An 18,329-nucleotide genomic window follows, 5' to 3' on the forward strand; every position below is an offset into this window, starting at 1 on the left:
CGCCTTTTTTAATTCAAAATAAAACAGCTTCAATCAAATCTTTGTTAAGAATTTACGACCTTTGCAGAAATTTTGATAAAACTTGAAAGAATATACCAAAAACCAGCTTGCCCTCCGAAATGGACAAGATAAAGACGAAATCTGGGTTGCTTACAAAGGATTAATTTACGAAGTTACCAACTCCCGATTATGGCGAAATGGGAAACATTACGAGCATTGGGCAGGACAAGATTTAACCGAAGAACTTGCCGATGCTCCACATAATGAACAAGTTTTTGAAAAATTTAAGGTAATTGGAGCACTGATAAAATAATTAATAAAATATGAAGCTCGTTGAATCTATCATACTTTTTGCCAGTTTAGCATTTCTTACGATGTTTGTTGATCAAGCACTTTATAAACAAGTTCCACTCAAAGACAGTTACTTCTTTTTGATGTTTGCTGTTGCTGGTTTTTTCTACTATACTTACCGCCGTGGACTTAGAATTATGGCTGAAAAGAAGAATGAAGACGCAAAAAATGAAGAGAAATCTAAGAAAATTGCTGACAGACTTAAAAGAAAATAAGCAAAAGTGGCAGCCAAAACACCATTTCTCCTAGCCATCGATAATTTTGGTTGATGACTAATTTAGCTTGAAAAAAGTAAATCAAAGTCGAACAAACAGCCATTAATGTTTCAATAAAAAATACTTTTTGAAGAAAATTTTCTTTTGTAGTAAAACTTGAAACAGCAATAAATACTATAATACACAATATTAAATAAGTACAATTGGTCTTGCCAAGTTTCTTGGCGAGATTTTTTGTTTGTGGATATTCTTGAAGTTCATAAAACGAAAAAATAAGAATACTTTGTTGCACCAATAAAAAGAAATTAAATCCAGCTAAATATGCCGTCCAATCAAGCTTTTGTTTGGTACTAAATGCACTTTCAATTATACAAATACTATAAATAGCTGATGTGAAAATTTCTTTATAATATTGAAAATTTGTGCTTTTTGATTGTTTTTGTAGAATAAAAAAGTATAAAATAAGTGCTACTGAAAAGTAAATTCCAAAATAAAATACTTTTTTTGGCAGAAAAAAAACAAAAATAAAAGCAATAAAAAACAAAATAATTATAGTTACTTGAAGGTAGTACTGATGTTGAAAATGGAATTGATGTCGAGCATCTTCGGGTTCAGATTTTAGATTATCCAGCAATCGGTCTAATATATAAATAATCCAAGTGCAGATACCCAAAATTATCAGTGAAGGAGTATCAACTAAATCATTTCCAACTGGTATTTTCCAAAACATCCAACTACTTATAATAGCTCCCAAAACCACATCTAGGCTCAAATAATGAAGCGTTTTTAGGAAGCTATTTTTAGTCTCAATCATGTATTGTCAAAATTGAATTTTGTCACCTACCGAAATTTTTCCAGTCTTCACAACCAACAAATTTTGCCCAAATAATACTTTATTATTAAAATTTCGATATTGATTCAATGTTCTTAGCGGTTCTTTTCCTTTCAATGCAGTTTCGGGATCGATGGTTGTCAGGACACATCTGGCACAAGGCTTTACACCTACCATTTGTGCCTCTCCAATACTAAAATACTTCCAATCATCTTCAATATGTGCTTCACCGCCTAAAAAAACGATATTAGGTCTAAATCGTTTCATTGAAACAGGTTCTGCCAATCTTTCATTCAAACTATCTAGTGAAGCTTGCCCAAGAATTAAAATTGGATAACCATCGGCAAAACTTGTATGTTCTTCTTTTGTAATAGAATATCGTGGGTCGGTCAATCGAATTGAATCATTTGGCTGATAAAATAATTGACATTTTATACCTAAAACAGTTGAAAACCAAGCATCAACTTCATCACTTACCCTGATGGCTTTTACCTCATCATCCCAAATTGTAATCGTTTTATAATCAGTTGTTTGGGGCAAATATGGCACAATCAAAGGAGCTATTTTTTTTACTCGATGCGTTATTTTTAGTCTTTCAGCTTCAATTTGTACGTCAATCAAAGCCATTTGCTCATTCTGACGCTGTGTGATAAATACGTTTTGTTCATCGGCAAGCACCCACCTACGGTCATATTGTAGGCCACGCTCCTCCACAATTGCTTCTTGGAGAGCAATTCCTGCCAATGATTTTATAGGGTAAATAGTAATTTCTGAAACAATAAAAGACATATTTTAAAGCATTTTATACAAATACAACAATTCTATCAAAAAAACGTTTGACTTATTAGGTTAAACTTATAAATTGGGTCGAGTATTTATAGAAATTTTAGTTTTATTTTCTAATACTCTATTTTTCTTTTGTATCGCGAATCTCAATATCTCGAATCTAAAACGATGAAACGATTATTAAATATTATTGTCCTTTTTTGTATAGCAAATAGTGTTTTGGGGCAAATCCAAACCTATAAACGTGGACTTGCCAGTTTTGATAAAGGACAATACGACTTAGCCATTAAAGATTTGACGAAGGTAACGAATATTGCCGAGACCGAAAAAGCCAATCTTTATTACAAAATTGCCGAATCGTATCGACTTTCAAACCGCTGGGTTGAGGCTGTTCCATATTACGAAAAAGCATTTGAAGCTAAAATAGCTAATCCAGAAGCTCATTTTCATTATGCTTTTGCTTTAAAAGCAGCAGGAAATTATGATTTGGCTCTTAAAGAACTCCAACAATTTATTGATTCAAAAAGTACCATCAAAGCATATAACGAAAAAGCATATCGTGAAGTAAATACGCTCAAAACAATTGATGAAATCAAGAAAAAACAAAGTGTTGTAGCTTTTAAAAACCTTTCACAAGTCAACACTAAAGGTTCTGAATTTGCTCCAATGGTAAGGGGTGACGAACTTATTTTTACGGCTTCACGCAAAAGTAAAACCTATTCTAACGGATTGCCCTATGTTGGACTTTATAAAGTGAAAATTGATAAGACAATTTCGGAAATGGGCAAAATTGAAAAATTTAGTGACGCCATTTTTGACGACGAACGCAACGAAGGAACACCAACTTTTTCACCTGATGGCAAAACCATGATTTATGCGAGAGGAAATACTGGCAAACGTAAAGACCTTTCTCCAGATATGGATTTGTACATTGCTCGCTATGTTGACGGCAGCGGTTGGACTGAACCTCGTTACGTAAGTGCTTCCGATTCGGCTAGTTGGGATGGAAGCCCAGCGTTTTCTAGAGATGGAAAAACTATTTATTTTGCTTCCAATCGGCCAGGTGGGTTTGGTGGACTAGACCTATACCGAGTAAACATGGATGCGTCGGGTCGCTTCGGGAATCCTGCAAATATGGGAAAAGAAATTAACACAGCAGGTGATGAAATGTTTCCTTATGTGTCAGAAGACGGAAAACTTTATTTTGCTTCAGACGGGCATCCTGGATTAGGAAAACTCGACCTTTTCTTGGCTGTTAGAGCTGGAGGAAAAGTAACCGTTGAAAATATGGGCATTCCATATAACTCAAATATGGATGATTTTGGTTTGGTGATGAGTAAACGTGGCGATGTATTTTTCTCATCAAATAGAGCTGGCGGTTTGGGCGACGATGATATTTATTATTACGAAGCACCAACTAAAACCGAATTAACTGACAATGATGACCCATCGAAAAACCCATTGCTTTCTCCAAAAACAGGAAATCCTGATAGCACAAGCAAAGTTTTAGAAATTAAAACGGTCAACTATTATTTAGTAGGTACAATAACTTCAAAAAATTCGGCTAATGTTTTTACACCGCTTGACTCTGCAAGAGTAAGAATTGTAGATGCAGACCAAGACCAAATAATCACTGAACTTACGACTGGTAAAGATGGGAAATTTGGCCCAATTCCATTAAAAGTAGATGGCAATTATTTGGTAATGGCAAAGAAACCTAACTTCTTGACCAATCGTGAAGAATTCTCCATGTCAGGTCGAGATATTCCGCAATCATTATTGAAAAAACCAGTTACAGATACCACTTTTTATACTTCATTAAATTTAGAACAGGTTTTTGTAGGCAAAACTTTTAGAGTTGATAACATTTATTATGATTTAGATAAATGGGATATTCGTCCAGATGCGGCGACTGAATTGAATAAATTAGTACAAACGTTGAATGATAATCCGCAGATAAAAATTGAATTAGGCTCCCATACTGATGCCCGTGCAACCGAAGTTTATAACCTTCGCTTATCACAAAAACGTGCAGAATCTGCTATTAATTATATTGTTTCAAAGGGTGTTGCTCGTGAACGTCTTTCTGCCAAAGGTTATGGCGAAAGTGAGTTAATTATCAAAAATGCTAAAACAGAGGAAGAACACCAAACTAATCGTCGGACTGAATTTAAAGTCGTAGAAATAGAATAAAACCAAAACAGTCATTTTATCGTTTATTATATTGAGCGTGTCATGTTTCGCCTTGACACGCTTTTTTTATGAATCAAAACTTTAATAATTTATGAAAAAGACATTTTTTGCTAGCCTTGCATTAAGCCTAATTATTTTAATATTATCTTGCAGTTCAACCACAAAACCTGCTGAAAAAATTGTCGATAAAACTGTTTATGGCCCAACCGAAAAAGCCTATTTTGCAGCAGGCTGTTTTTGGTGTGTCGAAGCTATTTTTGAAAGTTTAAAAGGTGTAAAAGAAGCTGTTTCAGGTTATAGCGGTGGGCATACCAAAAATCCAACTTATGAAGATGTAAATACTGAATTGACAGGTCATGCCGAATCGGTAGAAGTAATTTATGACCCAAAAATCATTTCTTACGAAACGCTTCTAAAAGTTTATTTTGCATCTCAAGACCCAACACAAGTGAAAGGTCAAGGCCCAGACCGTGGAGATTCGTATCGTTCGATTATTTTTTATCAGAATGAAAGCGAAAAAGTAGCTGCCGAAAACTACAAAAAACAATTAAATGCTTCTGGAAAATATAAAAAACCTATTGCTGTTGAAATTGTACCATTTCAAATATTTTGGAAAGCAGAAGGCTACCACCAAGATTACGAAAGAAATCATCCTGAAAATCCTTATGTACAAAATGTTTCTATTCCAAGAATTGAACGCATGAAAGCTCAATTTCCAGAGTTATTGAAGAAATAAAATGATTTAGCTTTTGTGAAATTATTTCATACGTTCGGGATTTTCACTCACAAAGGCAGACCAACCTTTCTTTTTTGATGAATTACCTGTGAGGGCCTTAGTTTTGCCGTGCATGTAATGGCAAACCGCAACACCCAAAGCATCGGTTGCATCAAGAAATTGAGTTTCAAGTTTCGTTTTTAATAGATGTTCCAACATATATGCCACCTGCTCTTTGGTGGCATTTCCATTTCCAGTAACCGATTGTTTTACTTTTTTTGGTAGATATTCAACAATTGGTACTTCACGGTTCAAAGCGGCTGCGATTGCCACGCCCTGAGCTCGTCCTAATTTCAACATTGATTGCACATTTACACCGTAAAATGGAGCTTCAATAGCCATTTCATCAGGCAAATATTCGTTTATTAGTTGTGTTATTCGTTCAAATATTTTCTTCAACTTCAATTCATGTGAACTATATTTGTCAAGTTTTATTACACCATATTGGATTAAAGTCAATGTATTTCCTTGTACAGAAATAATTCCGTAGCCCATCACACGTGTACCAGGGTCAACCCCTAATATTATTTTATCTTGTTTATCTTGATTCATAGATGCAAATTAACTCAAAAATCTCATATCTTACGTCAAGTCGAGCAATGTGGTGGATAAAAACTGGTATCTTTTTACTCGTTCTATTTATGCTTTATAACTTAGTCAAAACTAAAATTGAGCATTTGAGTGAATTTAAGCAAAGTTTCAGCCCATTATTCCTAGCAGGTAACCGATTAATACTCATTGTCATAATTTTATTCACACCCATCAACTGGGCATTTGAAGCTTGGAAATGGCAGAAATTAGCTTCAAAAGTAGAAAAAATAAGTTTCTGGAATGCTTATAAAGGCGTTTTGATAGGTTTAACCTTTGCCACTGCCACTCCAATGATGATTGGCGATTATGCAGGAAAAATTTTGATGTTAAAAACAGATAAACGCTTACAAAGCGTTGGAGCAGTTTTACTTGGAAATAGCCTTCAGCTATACATTTCGCTGCTTTTTGGCACAATAAGTTATATTTTTTTTGTATTTTGGGTAAAACCCTCTCCTATTTTCATTCACATCATTATTATTACTTTTTTATTGATTTTTTTAGTTTTTGGAATTTTCTTAGGCATTAATTTATCAAATATTAATCAGTTTTTATCAAGAAATAAATTGTTTGAATATTTAAAAAAATACTTAGGCATTTTAGAAAACTATACTCTAGCCGAACTAAGAAACCTATTCATCATTTCAACTTGTAGATACATCGTTTTTACATTTCAATTTTTATTGTTGTTTAAGATTTTTCAGATTAATCTACCAAATTCAGTCCTCTTAGCTGGAATCGGAATCATTTTCTTGACAAAAACTTTGATTTCCATACTCAATGCTTTGGGAGATTTAAGCATTCGAGCATTAACTTCTATTTATTATTTTAGTTTTTTTGGAGCAAATATCGCATCTATTTCTTCGGCAACGTTTTCTATTTGGCTTATCAATGTGTTATTCCCTATACTCATTGGTAGTTTATTTATATTAGAATTAAAACTCAAACCTAAAAACACGTAAAATGCTAATATTCAGCTTGTTAATCATTACTGGAATATATTTTTTGATGACATCAAGTTTAATTTTTGTTTGGCTAAAAGCCCCAATTTCTGGTTTTTTGGATTCAGAAAAAGTGGGCGAAAGTCTAAAAATTTCTGTTATTATTCCTGTTCGTAACGAAGCTGATAATATTCTTTTATTACTGCAAGATTTAGAAAAACAGACTTTCTCAAAAGAAAAATTTGAAGTAATTGTAGCTGATGACGATTCGACTGATGATACTTTAAAAATCATTCAATCATTTCAAAAAAACGCTTCCATTAATCTGATTATCAATCAATTAGAGCCAAAAGTCAATAATACTTCACCAAAAAAAAGAGCCATTGATTCATCCATTCAATTAGCTTCAGGCGATTTAATCACTACAACTGACGGAGATTGTAGAGTTGGTACAAATTGGCTAGAAACAATTGCCACATTTCAAGCCCGAACTGGAGCATATTTAATCAGTTGTCCTGTAATTTTTATTCAAAACAAATCAGGGCTTCGTTCTTTTTTTGATGCGATTCAAATAATTGAATTTGCAAGTTTAGTTGGTTCAGGAGCTTGTGCCATGTTCATAAAAAAACCAAATATGTGCAATGGAGCGAATTTAACTTACTTAAAAACTGCATTTTATGAAGTAGATGGTTTCAAAGGAAATGAAGATTTGGCCTCGGGTGATGATGAATTTTTGATGCATAAAATTGCTAAAATTCACTCAGAAAAAGTTTTTTTTCTAAAAAATAAGGCTACAATTGTGCAAACGCACGCTCATCAATCTTGGCAGTCTTTTTACAATCAACGTAAACGTTGGGCAAGCAAATGGCGGCATTACAATAATTGGCAAACAACGGCATTAGCAGTTTTTGTTTTTTTTGCAAATTTGGCTTTACCATTAAGTCTAATTGCTTGTTTTTTTACTCAAATTCCAAATGATTTTTTAAATCGTCTATTTTTTCTAAAGTTTTCTGCTGAATTTATATTTTTAAGCCTTATAGTCAGTTTTTTAGATAAAAAAAGATTAATTTGGCTCATTCCTTTTGTACAGATAATTTATCCATTTTACGTCGTATTTTTTGGGCTTGTGGCTCAAAACAAAACCGAATATACTTGGAAAGGAAGAAAACTTAAATAAAAACCCTAACTAACATCAACAATGAAACATCTATTTACATTATTGCTATTCATTCCTTTCATTATTAACGCACAAGATAAAAATGAAAAACGCATACTGAGAAAAGCCAATAAAATTCATACCCAAGCTTTTACGGTTGATACGCACGCAGATGCTCCCATAAATATGATGGATATGGAAGGCTTTGATGTGGGTGCGAAGCATGATTATGAAGTAGATGGCACCCAGATTGACTTTCCAAGAATGAAAGAAGGTGGCATGGATGCAATGTTTTTTGCTGTTTATTTAGGGCAAGGGAAACGAACTCCCGAAGCAAATGCGGAGGCCAAAGAAAAAGCGTTGAAGATTTTTCAGAAAATACATGAGAGCGTCAAACAAAACGCCTCAACAGTCGAATTAGTGACTTCTGCTAAAGAAGGTTTCTCTGCTCACAAAAAAGGAAAATTAGGTGTTTTTATTGGCATGGAAAATGGGTGGCCAGTGGGTACTGATTTATCTAATCTGAAATTATTTTATGATTTAGGTTTGCGATATATTACGCTCGCTCACTCTTTTAATAACGATTTGAGCGATTCTTCTGGCGACCCACAAGGAGCAGAACACGGCGGCGTGAGTCCATTGGGAGAAGCCTGTATTAAAGAAATGAATCGTTTGGGGATTGTCGTTGATGTATCACATTTGTCGGATTCGGCTTTTTATGATGTAATGCAAATGAGTAAAGTTCCTGTTTTTGCGTCCCATTCTTCATGCCGAGCTTTGTGCGATGTAAAACGTAATATGACCGACGATATGATAAAACTTTTGGCATCAAAAGGAGGCGTTATTCAAATAAATTTTGTGGCAGATTTTCTTAAAAAGCCTTCGGCTGAAGTGGCAGTTTCAATCAAAACTATCAGAATGCAAACCATGAAAGCAGAAACAACTCCCGAAGAAAAGAAGCGACTCAATGCCGAACTTCGACAAATCAAGTACAAATATCCGAGCGATGTACCCACTGTAAAAGATGTTGTCAATCATATTGACCACGTTGTACAATTGGTTGGTATTGACCATGTTGGTATCGGTATGGACATGGATGGAGGTAGTGATGTAATTGGAGTGGAAGATGTAAGTAAAATAAAAAATGTAACAATTGAGCTTCTCAGAAGAGGATATTCTGCTAAAGATATTAAAAAGATTTGGGGGGGGAATACGATGCGTGTGTTGGCCGCAGCCGAACAATTTTCAAAAAAATAAGGACTTTTAGCTTCAAAATTACAATGATGCACTGCAAGTAGTTACTTCACTAAATTATTCAACTATTTTAGTCAATAATGATATTATTTTATCATTTCATTTAAAAACTTGTCTATACATATATAGACTCATTAAAGTTTTGTATATTTGCCACGATATAAATATTTCGTTATTTAATGTAAAAAAACTTTTTTTTACACTAAACGAATTATATTAAATAGAAATATTTTGAAGTTTTCTATAAAATATTTAATATTGCATCAGATTGATACAATAACTAAAAACTGGTTGTAAACGATACCTATTAAGTTTATTTGCCAGATTAAAATCTTCATCAAAAATATAAAAATATAAAGAAAAATTTGGAACAACATAAGATGATTCTTATAATTGTACCAGATACACTTAATCGTGTGTTTTTAGCAATAATTTATTCTATATATATAGTAAAAAAACCTTAATCAATTTTTTTTTCTAATTTTTTAACTTAATCAAAACTATGAAACAAAACTACTTTGTTCCTATCAAGGGGGCTCTGTTTTGCGGGTTGTTATGGCTGATGTCCGTAGCCGCTTTTGCACAAAAATCCGTAAGTGGTAAAGTAAGTGACGCAAAAGGCGAAGGCGTACCAGGTGCTAGTATCACAGTGAAAGGTACTACGACTGGTACTATTAGTGATGCAGGCGGTGGATTTAAAATCAATGTACCAAATTCAGGTGGTTCATTGGTATTTAGTTCAATTGGCTACAAAACTCAAGAAGTAAAATTATCTGGACAAAGCTCTATCAATGTTACTTTAGAAGATGATGCTGCAAGTCTTGATGAAGTTGTTGTAACAGGTTATTCAATCGATAAAAGACGTGAATCAACTGGTGCGATTTCAACAGTAAAATCTAAAGATTTAACTGCTGTTCCATCTGGTAACGTTGAGCAACAATTACAAGGTAGAGTTGCTGGTCTTACTGTTGTAACAAACGGTCAGCCAGGTACTGCCAGCCAAATTCGTGTACGTGGTTTTGGTGCATTTGGTGGTAACGAACCTCTTTATGTTGTTGATGGGATGCCAGTAGGTTCTACTAACTTTTTAAGCCCTGACGACATCGAGTCAACTACTGTATTGAAAGATGCTTCTGCTGCTTCAATCTATGGTGCTCGTGCTGCCAATGGTGTAATTGTTTACACTACTAAAAAAGGCTCAAAAGGTGCTAAGAAATTAAGTGTTACTTATGATGGTATGTATGGTGTTACTGACCCAGGTAATGGTCAAGCGATGATGAATCCAACTGATTTCGCTACTTGGACTTGGAATGCAAAAAGAAATTCTGGTGAAGCATTTGGTCACCCACAATTTGGTACAGGTTCAACTCCAGTTATTCCTGATTATTTAAGTGTTGGTGGAACTCCAGGTGTTGTTGGTTCAGTTGATTTAGCTGCCCAAAAATTAAAATATAACATCGACCCTTCAGCTGGTTCAATCTATCAAGTTATCAAAGCTAACAAAGCAGGTACAGACTGGTATGGTGCAATTACACGTCAAGCTCCAATCCAAAGACACTCTTTAGGATTTAGCGGTGGTGGCGAAAACAGCCGTTTCTATGTTGGTTTCTCAGCTCAAGACCAAAAAGGTATCTTGATTAGTAACCAATTAAAACGTTATGCATTCCGTATCAATTCAGAATTCAACGTTTTGAAAAACTTACGTATCGGTGAAAACATCCAAATGACCTACCTTCAAGTGTTAGGACAAACTGGTGGTGCTGGTGGTAATGGTATTGCTGCTGACGAAAATGACATCTTACAAGCATTCCGTATGCCATCTATCATTCCTATCTATGATGAATTTGGTGGATATGCAGGTACTGCAGCAAAAGGTTTTAACAACCCACGTAACCCAGTTGCTAACCAACAAGGTTTACTAAATAACCGCAATTTCAATGCGTTAGCAAATGGTAACATTTATGTTGAATATGATCCAATTCCAGGTTTAACATTACGTTCTTCTGCAGCTGGTAACTACAACAATGGTTACAACTGGGGTTATACTCGTTGGCAATATGAAAACTCTGAAAATAACTCAGCATTTGGTTATAACGAAGGAAGCAACTATTCATTCGGATGGACTTTCACAAATACAGCTAGCTACAAAAAAGCATTTGGTAAACACAATATCGAAGCTTTAGTTGGTCAAGAAGCATTGAATACTGGTGCAGGTAGAAGCATTAATGCAAATGGTTTAAATCCATTCTCTAAAGACCCTAACTATGTAACAATTACTACATTGGGAAGCAAAAACCCACCTTCAAGTAACTTGTTTAAAGGTGTAAACTTTAACTCATATTTCGGTAGAGCTATTTATACATTCAATGACAAATATATCGTAACTGGAGTTATTCGTCGTGATGGTTCTTCAAGATTTGGTGAAAACAGCCGTTATGGTATATTCCCTGCGGTATCTGCTGCATGGCGTGTATCTTCTGAATCTTTCATGAAAAATCTTTCTTGGGTTCAAGACTTGAAAGTTCGTGGAGGTTATGGTACAATGGGTAACTCAAACAACGTTGACCCTAACAACCAATACAGCTTATATGCTGCAAGTGTAAGTAACTCAGGTTATGACATTAATGGTTCTAACTCAAGCATCGTTGATGGATACTACCGTACACGTATCGGAAACCCGAACGCTAAATGGGAAACAAGTATCACTAAAAACATCGGTATCGATGGTTCATTCTTGAAAGGTAAATTAGATGTTATCGTTGATTTCTGGCAAAAAGATACTAAAGACTTATTGTATCAATTACCAATTACAGCAACTGCTGGTTTCCAAGCTGCTGCTCCTTCAGTAAACATTGGTAAAATGGTAAATAAAGGTATTGATATTCAAGTTATCAACCGTGGTAAAATTACTACTGACTTAGGTTATGAAGTAAACGTAACTGGTAGCTTCTTGAAAAACGAAATTACTGCAATTGCTGACGGTCAAACTTACTTAACTAACGTTAACCCTGGTTTCCGTGGTATCAACCCTATTCGTAACCAATTGGGTTATGGCTTATCGTCATTCTATGGTTTCAAAGTATTAGGTTTGTTCCAATCAAAAGCAGAAGTTGATGCTGCTCCAGCACAAGATGGTAAAGGCGTTGGCCGTTTCCGTTATGCTGACCTTAACAGCGATGGTAAAATTGATGCAAATGACCGTACTTATTTAGGAAGTCCAATCCCTAAATTCACTGGTGGTGTAAACTTCACTTTGACTTACAAAGGATTTGACTTATCAGCATATCTTTATACTTCAGTTGGAAACAAAATTTTCAACGTATCTAAATGGTTTACTGATTTCTATCCATCATTCTCTGGTGCTGCTATTTCTGAGCGTGTTAAAGATTCTTGGACACCACAAAATACAGGAGCAACAATTCCAATTTTTGAAACTGCTTCTAACTTTAGTACTAATACTCAAGCTAGTTCATTCTACGTTGAAAATGGTTCATACTTGAGATTGCAAAATGTTGCATTAGGTTATAACTTACCTAAGAGCATTTTAGACAAATTGAAATTGAGCAGATTACACTTATATGCTTCAACTAACAACTTGTTTACAATCACAAAATACCAAGGCTTAGACCCTCAAGTAGGTGGAAATGCTGATACAAACTTCGGTATTGACGTAGGTAACTACCCAATTACTAAAAGCTTTACAGTAGGTCTTAACTTAGGATTCTAATTCAAAGTAAATCGTAATCAGCAGTGAATGCTGCTGATTACAAAAGCAAAGTGTTAAAAATTTAACTCAAATCTTCATTATTAAAATGAGAAAATATATTTTTAGTAAATTAACATTAGCAGTATCCTTGCTTACTTTAATAGGATACTCATGTAAGGAAGATTTCCTTACAGTATTACCGACTGGTGCAATTGCTAAAACGCAGTTGACTACTAAAAAAGGACTAGAAGGAGCTTTGATTTCTGCTTATGGTCAAATGAGTGGTTATGGTACACGTATGGTTCACCCTAACAACTGGGTTTGGGGAAGTATTCGTGGTGGAGATGCTAACAAAGGAACTGACCCAGGTGACTTTTCTGACATCAACCCAATCCAACGTTTTGAATATCTTGCAACTCAAGGTGTAATTAACGATAACTACCGTGGTTTATATGAAGGTGTAGCTCGTTCAAATAACGTTTTAGGCTTATTGAAAGATGCTCAATCTGATGTAAGTGCTGAAGACAAAAAACGTATAGAAGCTGAAGCTAAATTCTTGAGAGGTCACTTCTATTTCTCATTGAAGAGAAACTACAACAATACTCCTTATGTTGACGAAACTGTTGACGTAGGTTCTGGTATTGAGAAAATTACGAATACTGCTGATTTGTACCCTAAAATCGAAGCTGATTTCAAATTCGCTTACGATAACTTACCTGCAACTCAAGGCCAAAAAGGTCGTGCAAACAAATGGGCTGCTGCTGCATATTTAGCTAAAGTTTATATGGCTCAAAAGAAATATGCTGAAGCAAAAACTTTGTTTGATGCAATCATTGCAAATGGTGTAACAACGGGTGGAACTAAATACGCTCTTGTTGCTAGCTTCCCTGATTTGTACAAAGCATCTAACGATAATAACTCTGAGTCAATCTTTGCTGTACAAGCTGCTGCTAACACAGGTAGTGTAAATAACGCAAATGCTGATGGTGACTTGAACTGGCCTTACAACACTGGTCCTAATGGCCCTGGTAACTGTTGTGGATTCTTCCAACCAAGCTCAGAATTAGCGAACTCATACCGTACAAAAGATGGTTTACCATTACTTGATGGTTCTTACAATGATGCTGCAAACAGAGTAAAATCTGATATGGGTATTCAAACAAGTACTTCATTTACACCAGATGCAGGTGAACTAGACCCTCGTATTGACCACACTATCGGTCGTCGTGGTATCATGTTCTTAGACTGGCAAAAACACCCAGGCTTTGACTGGATTCGTAACCAAGCTAATGGTGGACCATACTCTCCAAAGAAATATTCTTATTACAAATCTGAAAAGGGTTCGTTACAAGATAATAGCTCTTGGACTCCAGGTTACACTGCTTTGAACGTTACAATCATCCGTTTCGCTGACGTTTTATTGATGGCAGCTGAAGCTGAAGTTGAAGTTGGTAGCTTAGAAAAAGCTCGTGAATATGTTAACATGATTCGTAATCGTGCAGCGAACCCTGCATCTTTCGTAACACAAGATGGTGGCCCAGCGGCTAACTATAAAATCAGTACTTATGATGCTCCTTGGACTGACAAAGCTGTTGCTCGTACTGCTGTTCGTTTCGAACGTAAGTTAGAGTTAGCTATGGAAGGACACCGTTTCTTTGACTTGGTACGTTGGGGAACTGATGTTGCTGATATCAATGCTTATTTGAAATACGAAAATACAGTATTACCAAATACATTACCAAACGGTGGATACCAAGCGAAACATGCTTTGTTACCACTTCCTCAAGCTCAAATTGACTTACTTGGTTCTAGTATTTTAAAACAAAATCCTGGATATTAATATTTATTATATCTAAGTGATTTATAAAAAGAGATGGCTAAATTGCCATCTCTTTTTTAATTTTGTAGAAACAAACACGCCATTAGCCCTAAAAACTTGTTATTACATTTCTCTATTATAGAAAATTATGAAAAAGGTACTATACTTGCTCTTAATCCCATTTATTTTCTCAGCCTGTGAAAATAAACAGACACTATTTACAGAACTCAAACCTGAAAAAAGTGGCATTAAATTTTCAAACCGAATTGCTGAAAATGACACCTTGAATATCCTCACTTTTGAATACGTTTATAATGGCGGTGGCGTGGCAATGGGTGACTTCAATAACGATAACCTTACAGATATATACTTTACTGGAAACACCACTCAAAATAAACTTTATATTAATAAAACTAAAAAAGGTGAAACATTACACTTTGAAGATGTAACACAAAAAGCTGGTGTTGCTGGCGAAAATAGATGGTCGTCAGGTGTTGCTTTGGTTGATATTAATAATGATAAATTACTTGATATTTATGTCTGTGCTACCGCTCGAAAAGCAGTAACCCAACGGACAAATATGCTTTACATCAATCAAGGATTTGGTAAAGAAGGTATTCCGACATTCAAAGAAATGGCCAAAGATTATGGCATTGCTGATACTACACACACAACAAATGCCGCTTTTTTTGATTATGACAATGATGGTGATTTAGATTTATATCTTGTCATTAATGAAATGGATGATAGTCGCTTTCCTAATAAATATCAAGAAAAAGATAAAATTAAAGCTTCCAAAAGAAGCGACCGACTTTATAGAAATGATTTCGATAAAACCAAAAATCATGCTTTCTATACCAATGTTTCGCAAGAAGCAGGAATTTTCGACGATGCTTATGGATTAGGTATCAATATAACTGATATTAATCAAGATGGCTGGAAAGATATTTATGTAACCAACGATTTCCTGACAAACGATTTATTATATATCAATAATCATAATGGCACTTTCTCCGAACAAGCAAAACAGTATTTTAAACATACTTCTTATTCGGCTATGGGGAATGATGTTTCGGACATTAATAACGATGGTTTAGTTGACATTATAGCTCTCGATATGATGCCCGAAAGTAACTATCGTAAAAAAATGATGACTCCAGCAAATAGCTATGTAACTTACCAAAACAATGACAAATTTGGTTATTTATACCAATATCCACGCAATACTTTGCAGCTTAATCAAGGAAAAAATCCTATAAATGGACAGCCAATTTTCAGCGAAATCAGTTTATTAGCAGGTGTTGCCCAAACCGATTGGAGTTGGACTCCAATGGTAACTGATTTTGATAATGACGGTTTCCGAGATATTATCATCACTAATGGTTTTCCAAGAGATATAACTGACCAAGATTTTTTAGCTTATCGGAATGAGGTAAACGCACTCATGGAAAAATCTATGCTTTTGGAATATGTACCAAAAGTAAAACTTAAAAATTACGCATATAAAAATACTGGAACAAACGGAGCATTTCAATTTGATGATGTAACGGAAAAATGGGGAATTACGCAACCAACTTCGGCAAATGGAGCTGCGTATGCTGACCTTGACAACGACGGAGACTTAGACTACATTGTCAATAATATTAATGATTCTGCATCAGTTTTTCAAAATAATTTAGTTCAAATCAAACCTAAAGAAAGTAGTTTCCTGCGAGTAAAATTTAAAGGAAACGAAAATAACATCAACGGAATTGGTGCTTGGGTTGAAATAAAATATGGTAAAGGCGAAAAACAAGTTTACGAAAACTCCCCTTATCGAGGTTATTTATCAACCGTCGAGCCAATAGCACATTTTGGTTTAGGTAAATACAAACAAATAACACAACTAAAAGTTACTTGGGGCAACGGAAAAACGCAAACACTCAGCAATATAAAAACCAATCAAGTAATTATACTTGATGAAAAAAATGCCACTCCTCCCCTTCCAGAAGTTCAATTACCTAAAGCAAGTCTGCTTTTTACGGATGTTACAGATGCTCTTAAAGTAAATTATAAACATGAAGAAGAAGATTATATTGACTTTAATGTTCAGAAACTTTTACCACATAAATTTTCTCAATTTGGCCCTGCTCTTTCAGTGGGAGATGTAAACGGCGATGGCATTGAAGATATTTTCATTGGTGGTTCAAATAATCATAAGGGGAAATTTTTGATTCAAAATAAAGAAGGAAAATTTAGCATTCAGGATTTATTGTCGGGTAAAGATGGAGCCGAAAAAGTTACCGAAGATATGGGTACGCTTCTCTTTGATGTTGAAAACGACGGAGATTTAGATTTATACATCGTCAGCGGTAGTTCAGAATTTGCGGCTGATTCACCTTCGCTACAAGACCAACTTTATCTCAATGATGGCAAAGGGCATTTTCAATTAGAAATTAACGCTTTACCTAAATTTCTCAAAAGTGGTTCATGTGTAAAAGCTGCTGATTTTGACAAAGATGGCGACTTAGACCTCTTTATTGGTGGCAGAGTTGAACCTTCAGCTTACCCAAAACCAGTTTCTAGTTATATTTTACGCAACGATAAAGGCAAATTTACTGACGTTTCAGCTCAAATTGCTCCGCAATTAAAAAACATTGGATTAGTTTGTGATGTGCTTTGGACTGACTTTGATAATGATGGTTGGCAAGATTTGGTGCTTGCTGGAGAGTTTATGCCAATTACATTCATGAAAAATGTTAAAGGAAAATTACAACCACAGACGTCAAATATTGAAAATAAAATAGGTTGGTGGAATAGTATCACTTCTGGAGATTTTGATAATGATGGAGACATTGATTATATCGCAGGAAATACTGGAATCAATACGCTTATGCGAGCAACCGACGAACGACCTGTAAGTGTTTATGCCAAAGACTTTAATAATGATGGATTCTATGATGCTATTCCGACTGTTTATTATAAAGATTTAGAAGGAAAACCGAAAGAATTTCCATTCAATACACGTGATGATTTGGCCAAACAATTTATACAAACCCGTCAACGTTTTCAGAATTATGCTAAATTTTCTGAGGCAACAATCAAAGAAATTTTGAAACCAGAAGAATTGAAAGAAGCAATAATTCTTAAAGCAAATTGGTTAAAAAGTAGTTATATCGAAAACAAAGGAAATGGACAATTTGAAATAAAAGAATTGCCAATTCAAGCCCAATTTGCCCCAATATTTGGCATGCTCACACAAGATTTTGACCAAGATGGCAATTTAGATGTACTCGTTACTGGAAACGATTATGCTGTTGAAGTTTCGGTTGGTAGAAATGATGCATTAAACGGTTTATTACTAAAAGGCAATGGAAAAGGTTCTTTTGAAGCGGTTTCACTTGATAAAAGTGGTTATTGTGTAACTGGAGATGCTAAAAGTTTAGTGAAAATAATGAATCCAAAAGGACAACTATTGACCGTAACTTCTCAAAATAAAAACATCTTGAAATTCTTTGAATACCACTTTCCTGTTAAAACCGTTGCACTTCAACCAAACGAAACTACGGTTCTATTGAAATTCAAAAACGGTAAAACAAGAAGGGAAGAAATCGGATTTGGTTCTTCATTTTTATCACAATCAGCTCATAATTTAACGATAAGTTCGGATATTCTGAGTGCCGAAATTATTGATACAAAAGGTGCTAAAAGAATCATTAAATAATATCGTGAGG

Annotated in this window: 13 protein-coding genes; 10 read left to right on the forward strand and 3 right to left on the reverse strand. The window is 34.8% G+C overall.

Features of this window, described 5'->3' with window-relative positions; genetic code table 11:
- Positions 1 to 82: 82 nt before the first annotated feature.
- Entirely contained in the window at positions 83 to 313 is a 231-nt protein-coding gene (locus MJQ71_RS11005) for a cytochrome b5 domain-containing protein (RefSeq protein WP_238806667.1), read from the forward strand.
- 10 nt (positions 314 to 323) lie between these two features.
- On the forward strand, positions 324 to 566 hold the full coding sequence (locus MJQ71_RS11010; protein ID WP_238806668.1) for a hypothetical protein: 243 nt from the start codon (positions 324 to 326) through the stop codon (positions 564 to 566).
- On the opposite strand, the gene MJQ71_RS11015 is transcribed toward MJQ71_RS11010, so the two are convergent.
- Positions 553 to 1,380: a hypothetical protein gene (locus MJQ71_RS11015; RefSeq protein WP_238806669.1), complete on the reverse strand. Its 828-nt coding sequence runs from the start codon at positions 1,378 to 1,380 to the stop codon at positions 553 to 555. The genes MJQ71_RS11010 and MJQ71_RS11015 overlap by 14 nt on opposite strands.
- Positions 1,381 to 1,386: 6 nt before the next feature.
- Positions 1,387 to 2,187 (reverse strand): MOSC domain-containing protein, encoded by an 801-nt coding sequence (locus MJQ71_RS11020; RefSeq protein WP_238806670.1) that lies wholly within the window; start codon positions 2,185 to 2,187, stop codon positions 1,387 to 1,389.
- A 165-nt stretch (positions 2,188 to 2,352) separates the two neighbouring features.
- Here MJQ71_RS11020 and MJQ71_RS20895 point away from each other — a divergent pair, with 165 nt between their 5' ends.
- Together MJQ71_RS20895 and msrA are read left to right on the forward strand one after the other, a co-directional pair.
- Complete coding sequence (locus tag MJQ71_RS20895; protein WP_290370179.1) at positions 2,353 to 4,377, forward strand: CHU_0125 family OmpA-like outer membrane integrity protein; 2,025 nt, start codon at positions 2,353 to 2,355, stop codon at positions 4,375 to 4,377.
- Between the two features lie 91 nt (positions 4,378 to 4,468).
- A complete protein-coding gene (gene msrA / locus MJQ71_RS11030) occupies positions 4,469 to 5,113 on the forward strand; it encodes a peptide-methionine (S)-S-oxide reductase MsrA (RefSeq protein WP_238806671.1) in 645 nt (214 codons plus the stop codon).
- A 21-nt stretch (positions 5,114 to 5,134) separates the two neighbouring features.
- Here msrA and ruvC read toward each other — a convergent pair whose 3' ends face one another.
- Positions 5,135 to 5,704 (reverse strand): crossover junction endodeoxyribonuclease RuvC, encoded by a 570-nt coding sequence (gene ruvC / locus MJQ71_RS11035; RefSeq protein ID WP_238806672.1) that lies wholly within the window; start codon positions 5,702 to 5,704, stop codon positions 5,135 to 5,137.
- A gap of 2 nt (positions 5,705 to 5,706) precedes the next feature.
- Here ruvC and MJQ71_RS11040 point away from each other — a divergent pair, with 2 nt between their 5' ends.
- The 6 genes from MJQ71_RS11040 (at position 5,707) to MJQ71_RS11065 (ending at position 18,319) form a co-directional block, all read left to right on the forward strand.
- On the forward strand, positions 5,707 to 6,702 hold the full coding sequence (locus MJQ71_RS11040; protein WP_238806673.1) for a lysylphosphatidylglycerol synthase domain-containing protein: 996 nt from the start codon (positions 5,707 to 5,709) through the stop codon (positions 6,700 to 6,702).
- A 1-nt stretch (position 6,703) separates the two neighbouring features.
- Positions 6,704 to 7,858: a glycosyltransferase gene (locus tag MJQ71_RS11045; protein WP_238806674.1), complete on the forward strand. Its 1,155-nt coding sequence runs from the start codon at positions 6,704 to 6,706 to the stop codon at positions 7,856 to 7,858.
- A gap of 21 nt (positions 7,859 to 7,879) precedes the next feature.
- On the forward strand, positions 7,880 to 9,094 hold the full coding sequence (locus MJQ71_RS11050; protein WP_238806675.1) for a dipeptidase: 1,215 nt from the start codon (positions 7,880 to 7,882) through the stop codon (positions 9,092 to 9,094).
- Between the two features lie 499 nt (positions 9,095 to 9,593).
- Positions 9,594 to 12,818 carry a SusC/RagA family TonB-linked outer membrane protein gene (locus MJQ71_RS11055; protein WP_238806676.1) on the forward strand — a complete coding sequence of 1,075 codons (3,225 nt, stop codon included), beginning with the start codon at positions 9,594 to 9,596 and terminating at the stop codon, positions 12,816 to 12,818.
- Positions 12,819 to 12,903: 85 nt separating this feature from the next.
- Entirely contained in the window at positions 12,904 to 14,637 is a 1,734-nt protein-coding gene (locus MJQ71_RS11060) for a RagB/SusD family nutrient uptake outer membrane protein (RefSeq protein WP_238806677.1), read from the forward strand.
- A 127-nt stretch (positions 14,638 to 14,764) separates the two neighbouring features.
- A complete protein-coding gene (locus MJQ71_RS11065) occupies positions 14,765 to 18,319 on the forward strand; it encodes a VCBS repeat-containing protein (RefSeq protein WP_238806678.1) in 3,555 nt (1,184 codons plus the stop codon).
- The last annotated feature ends 10 nt before the right edge of the window (positions 18,320 to 18,329 follow it).

The organism is Emticicia aquatica (genome assembly GCF_923079645.1).
In the GTDB taxonomy this organism is placed as follows: domain Bacteria; phylum Bacteroidota; class Bacteroidia; order Cytophagales; family Spirosomataceae; genus Emticicia; species Emticicia aquatica.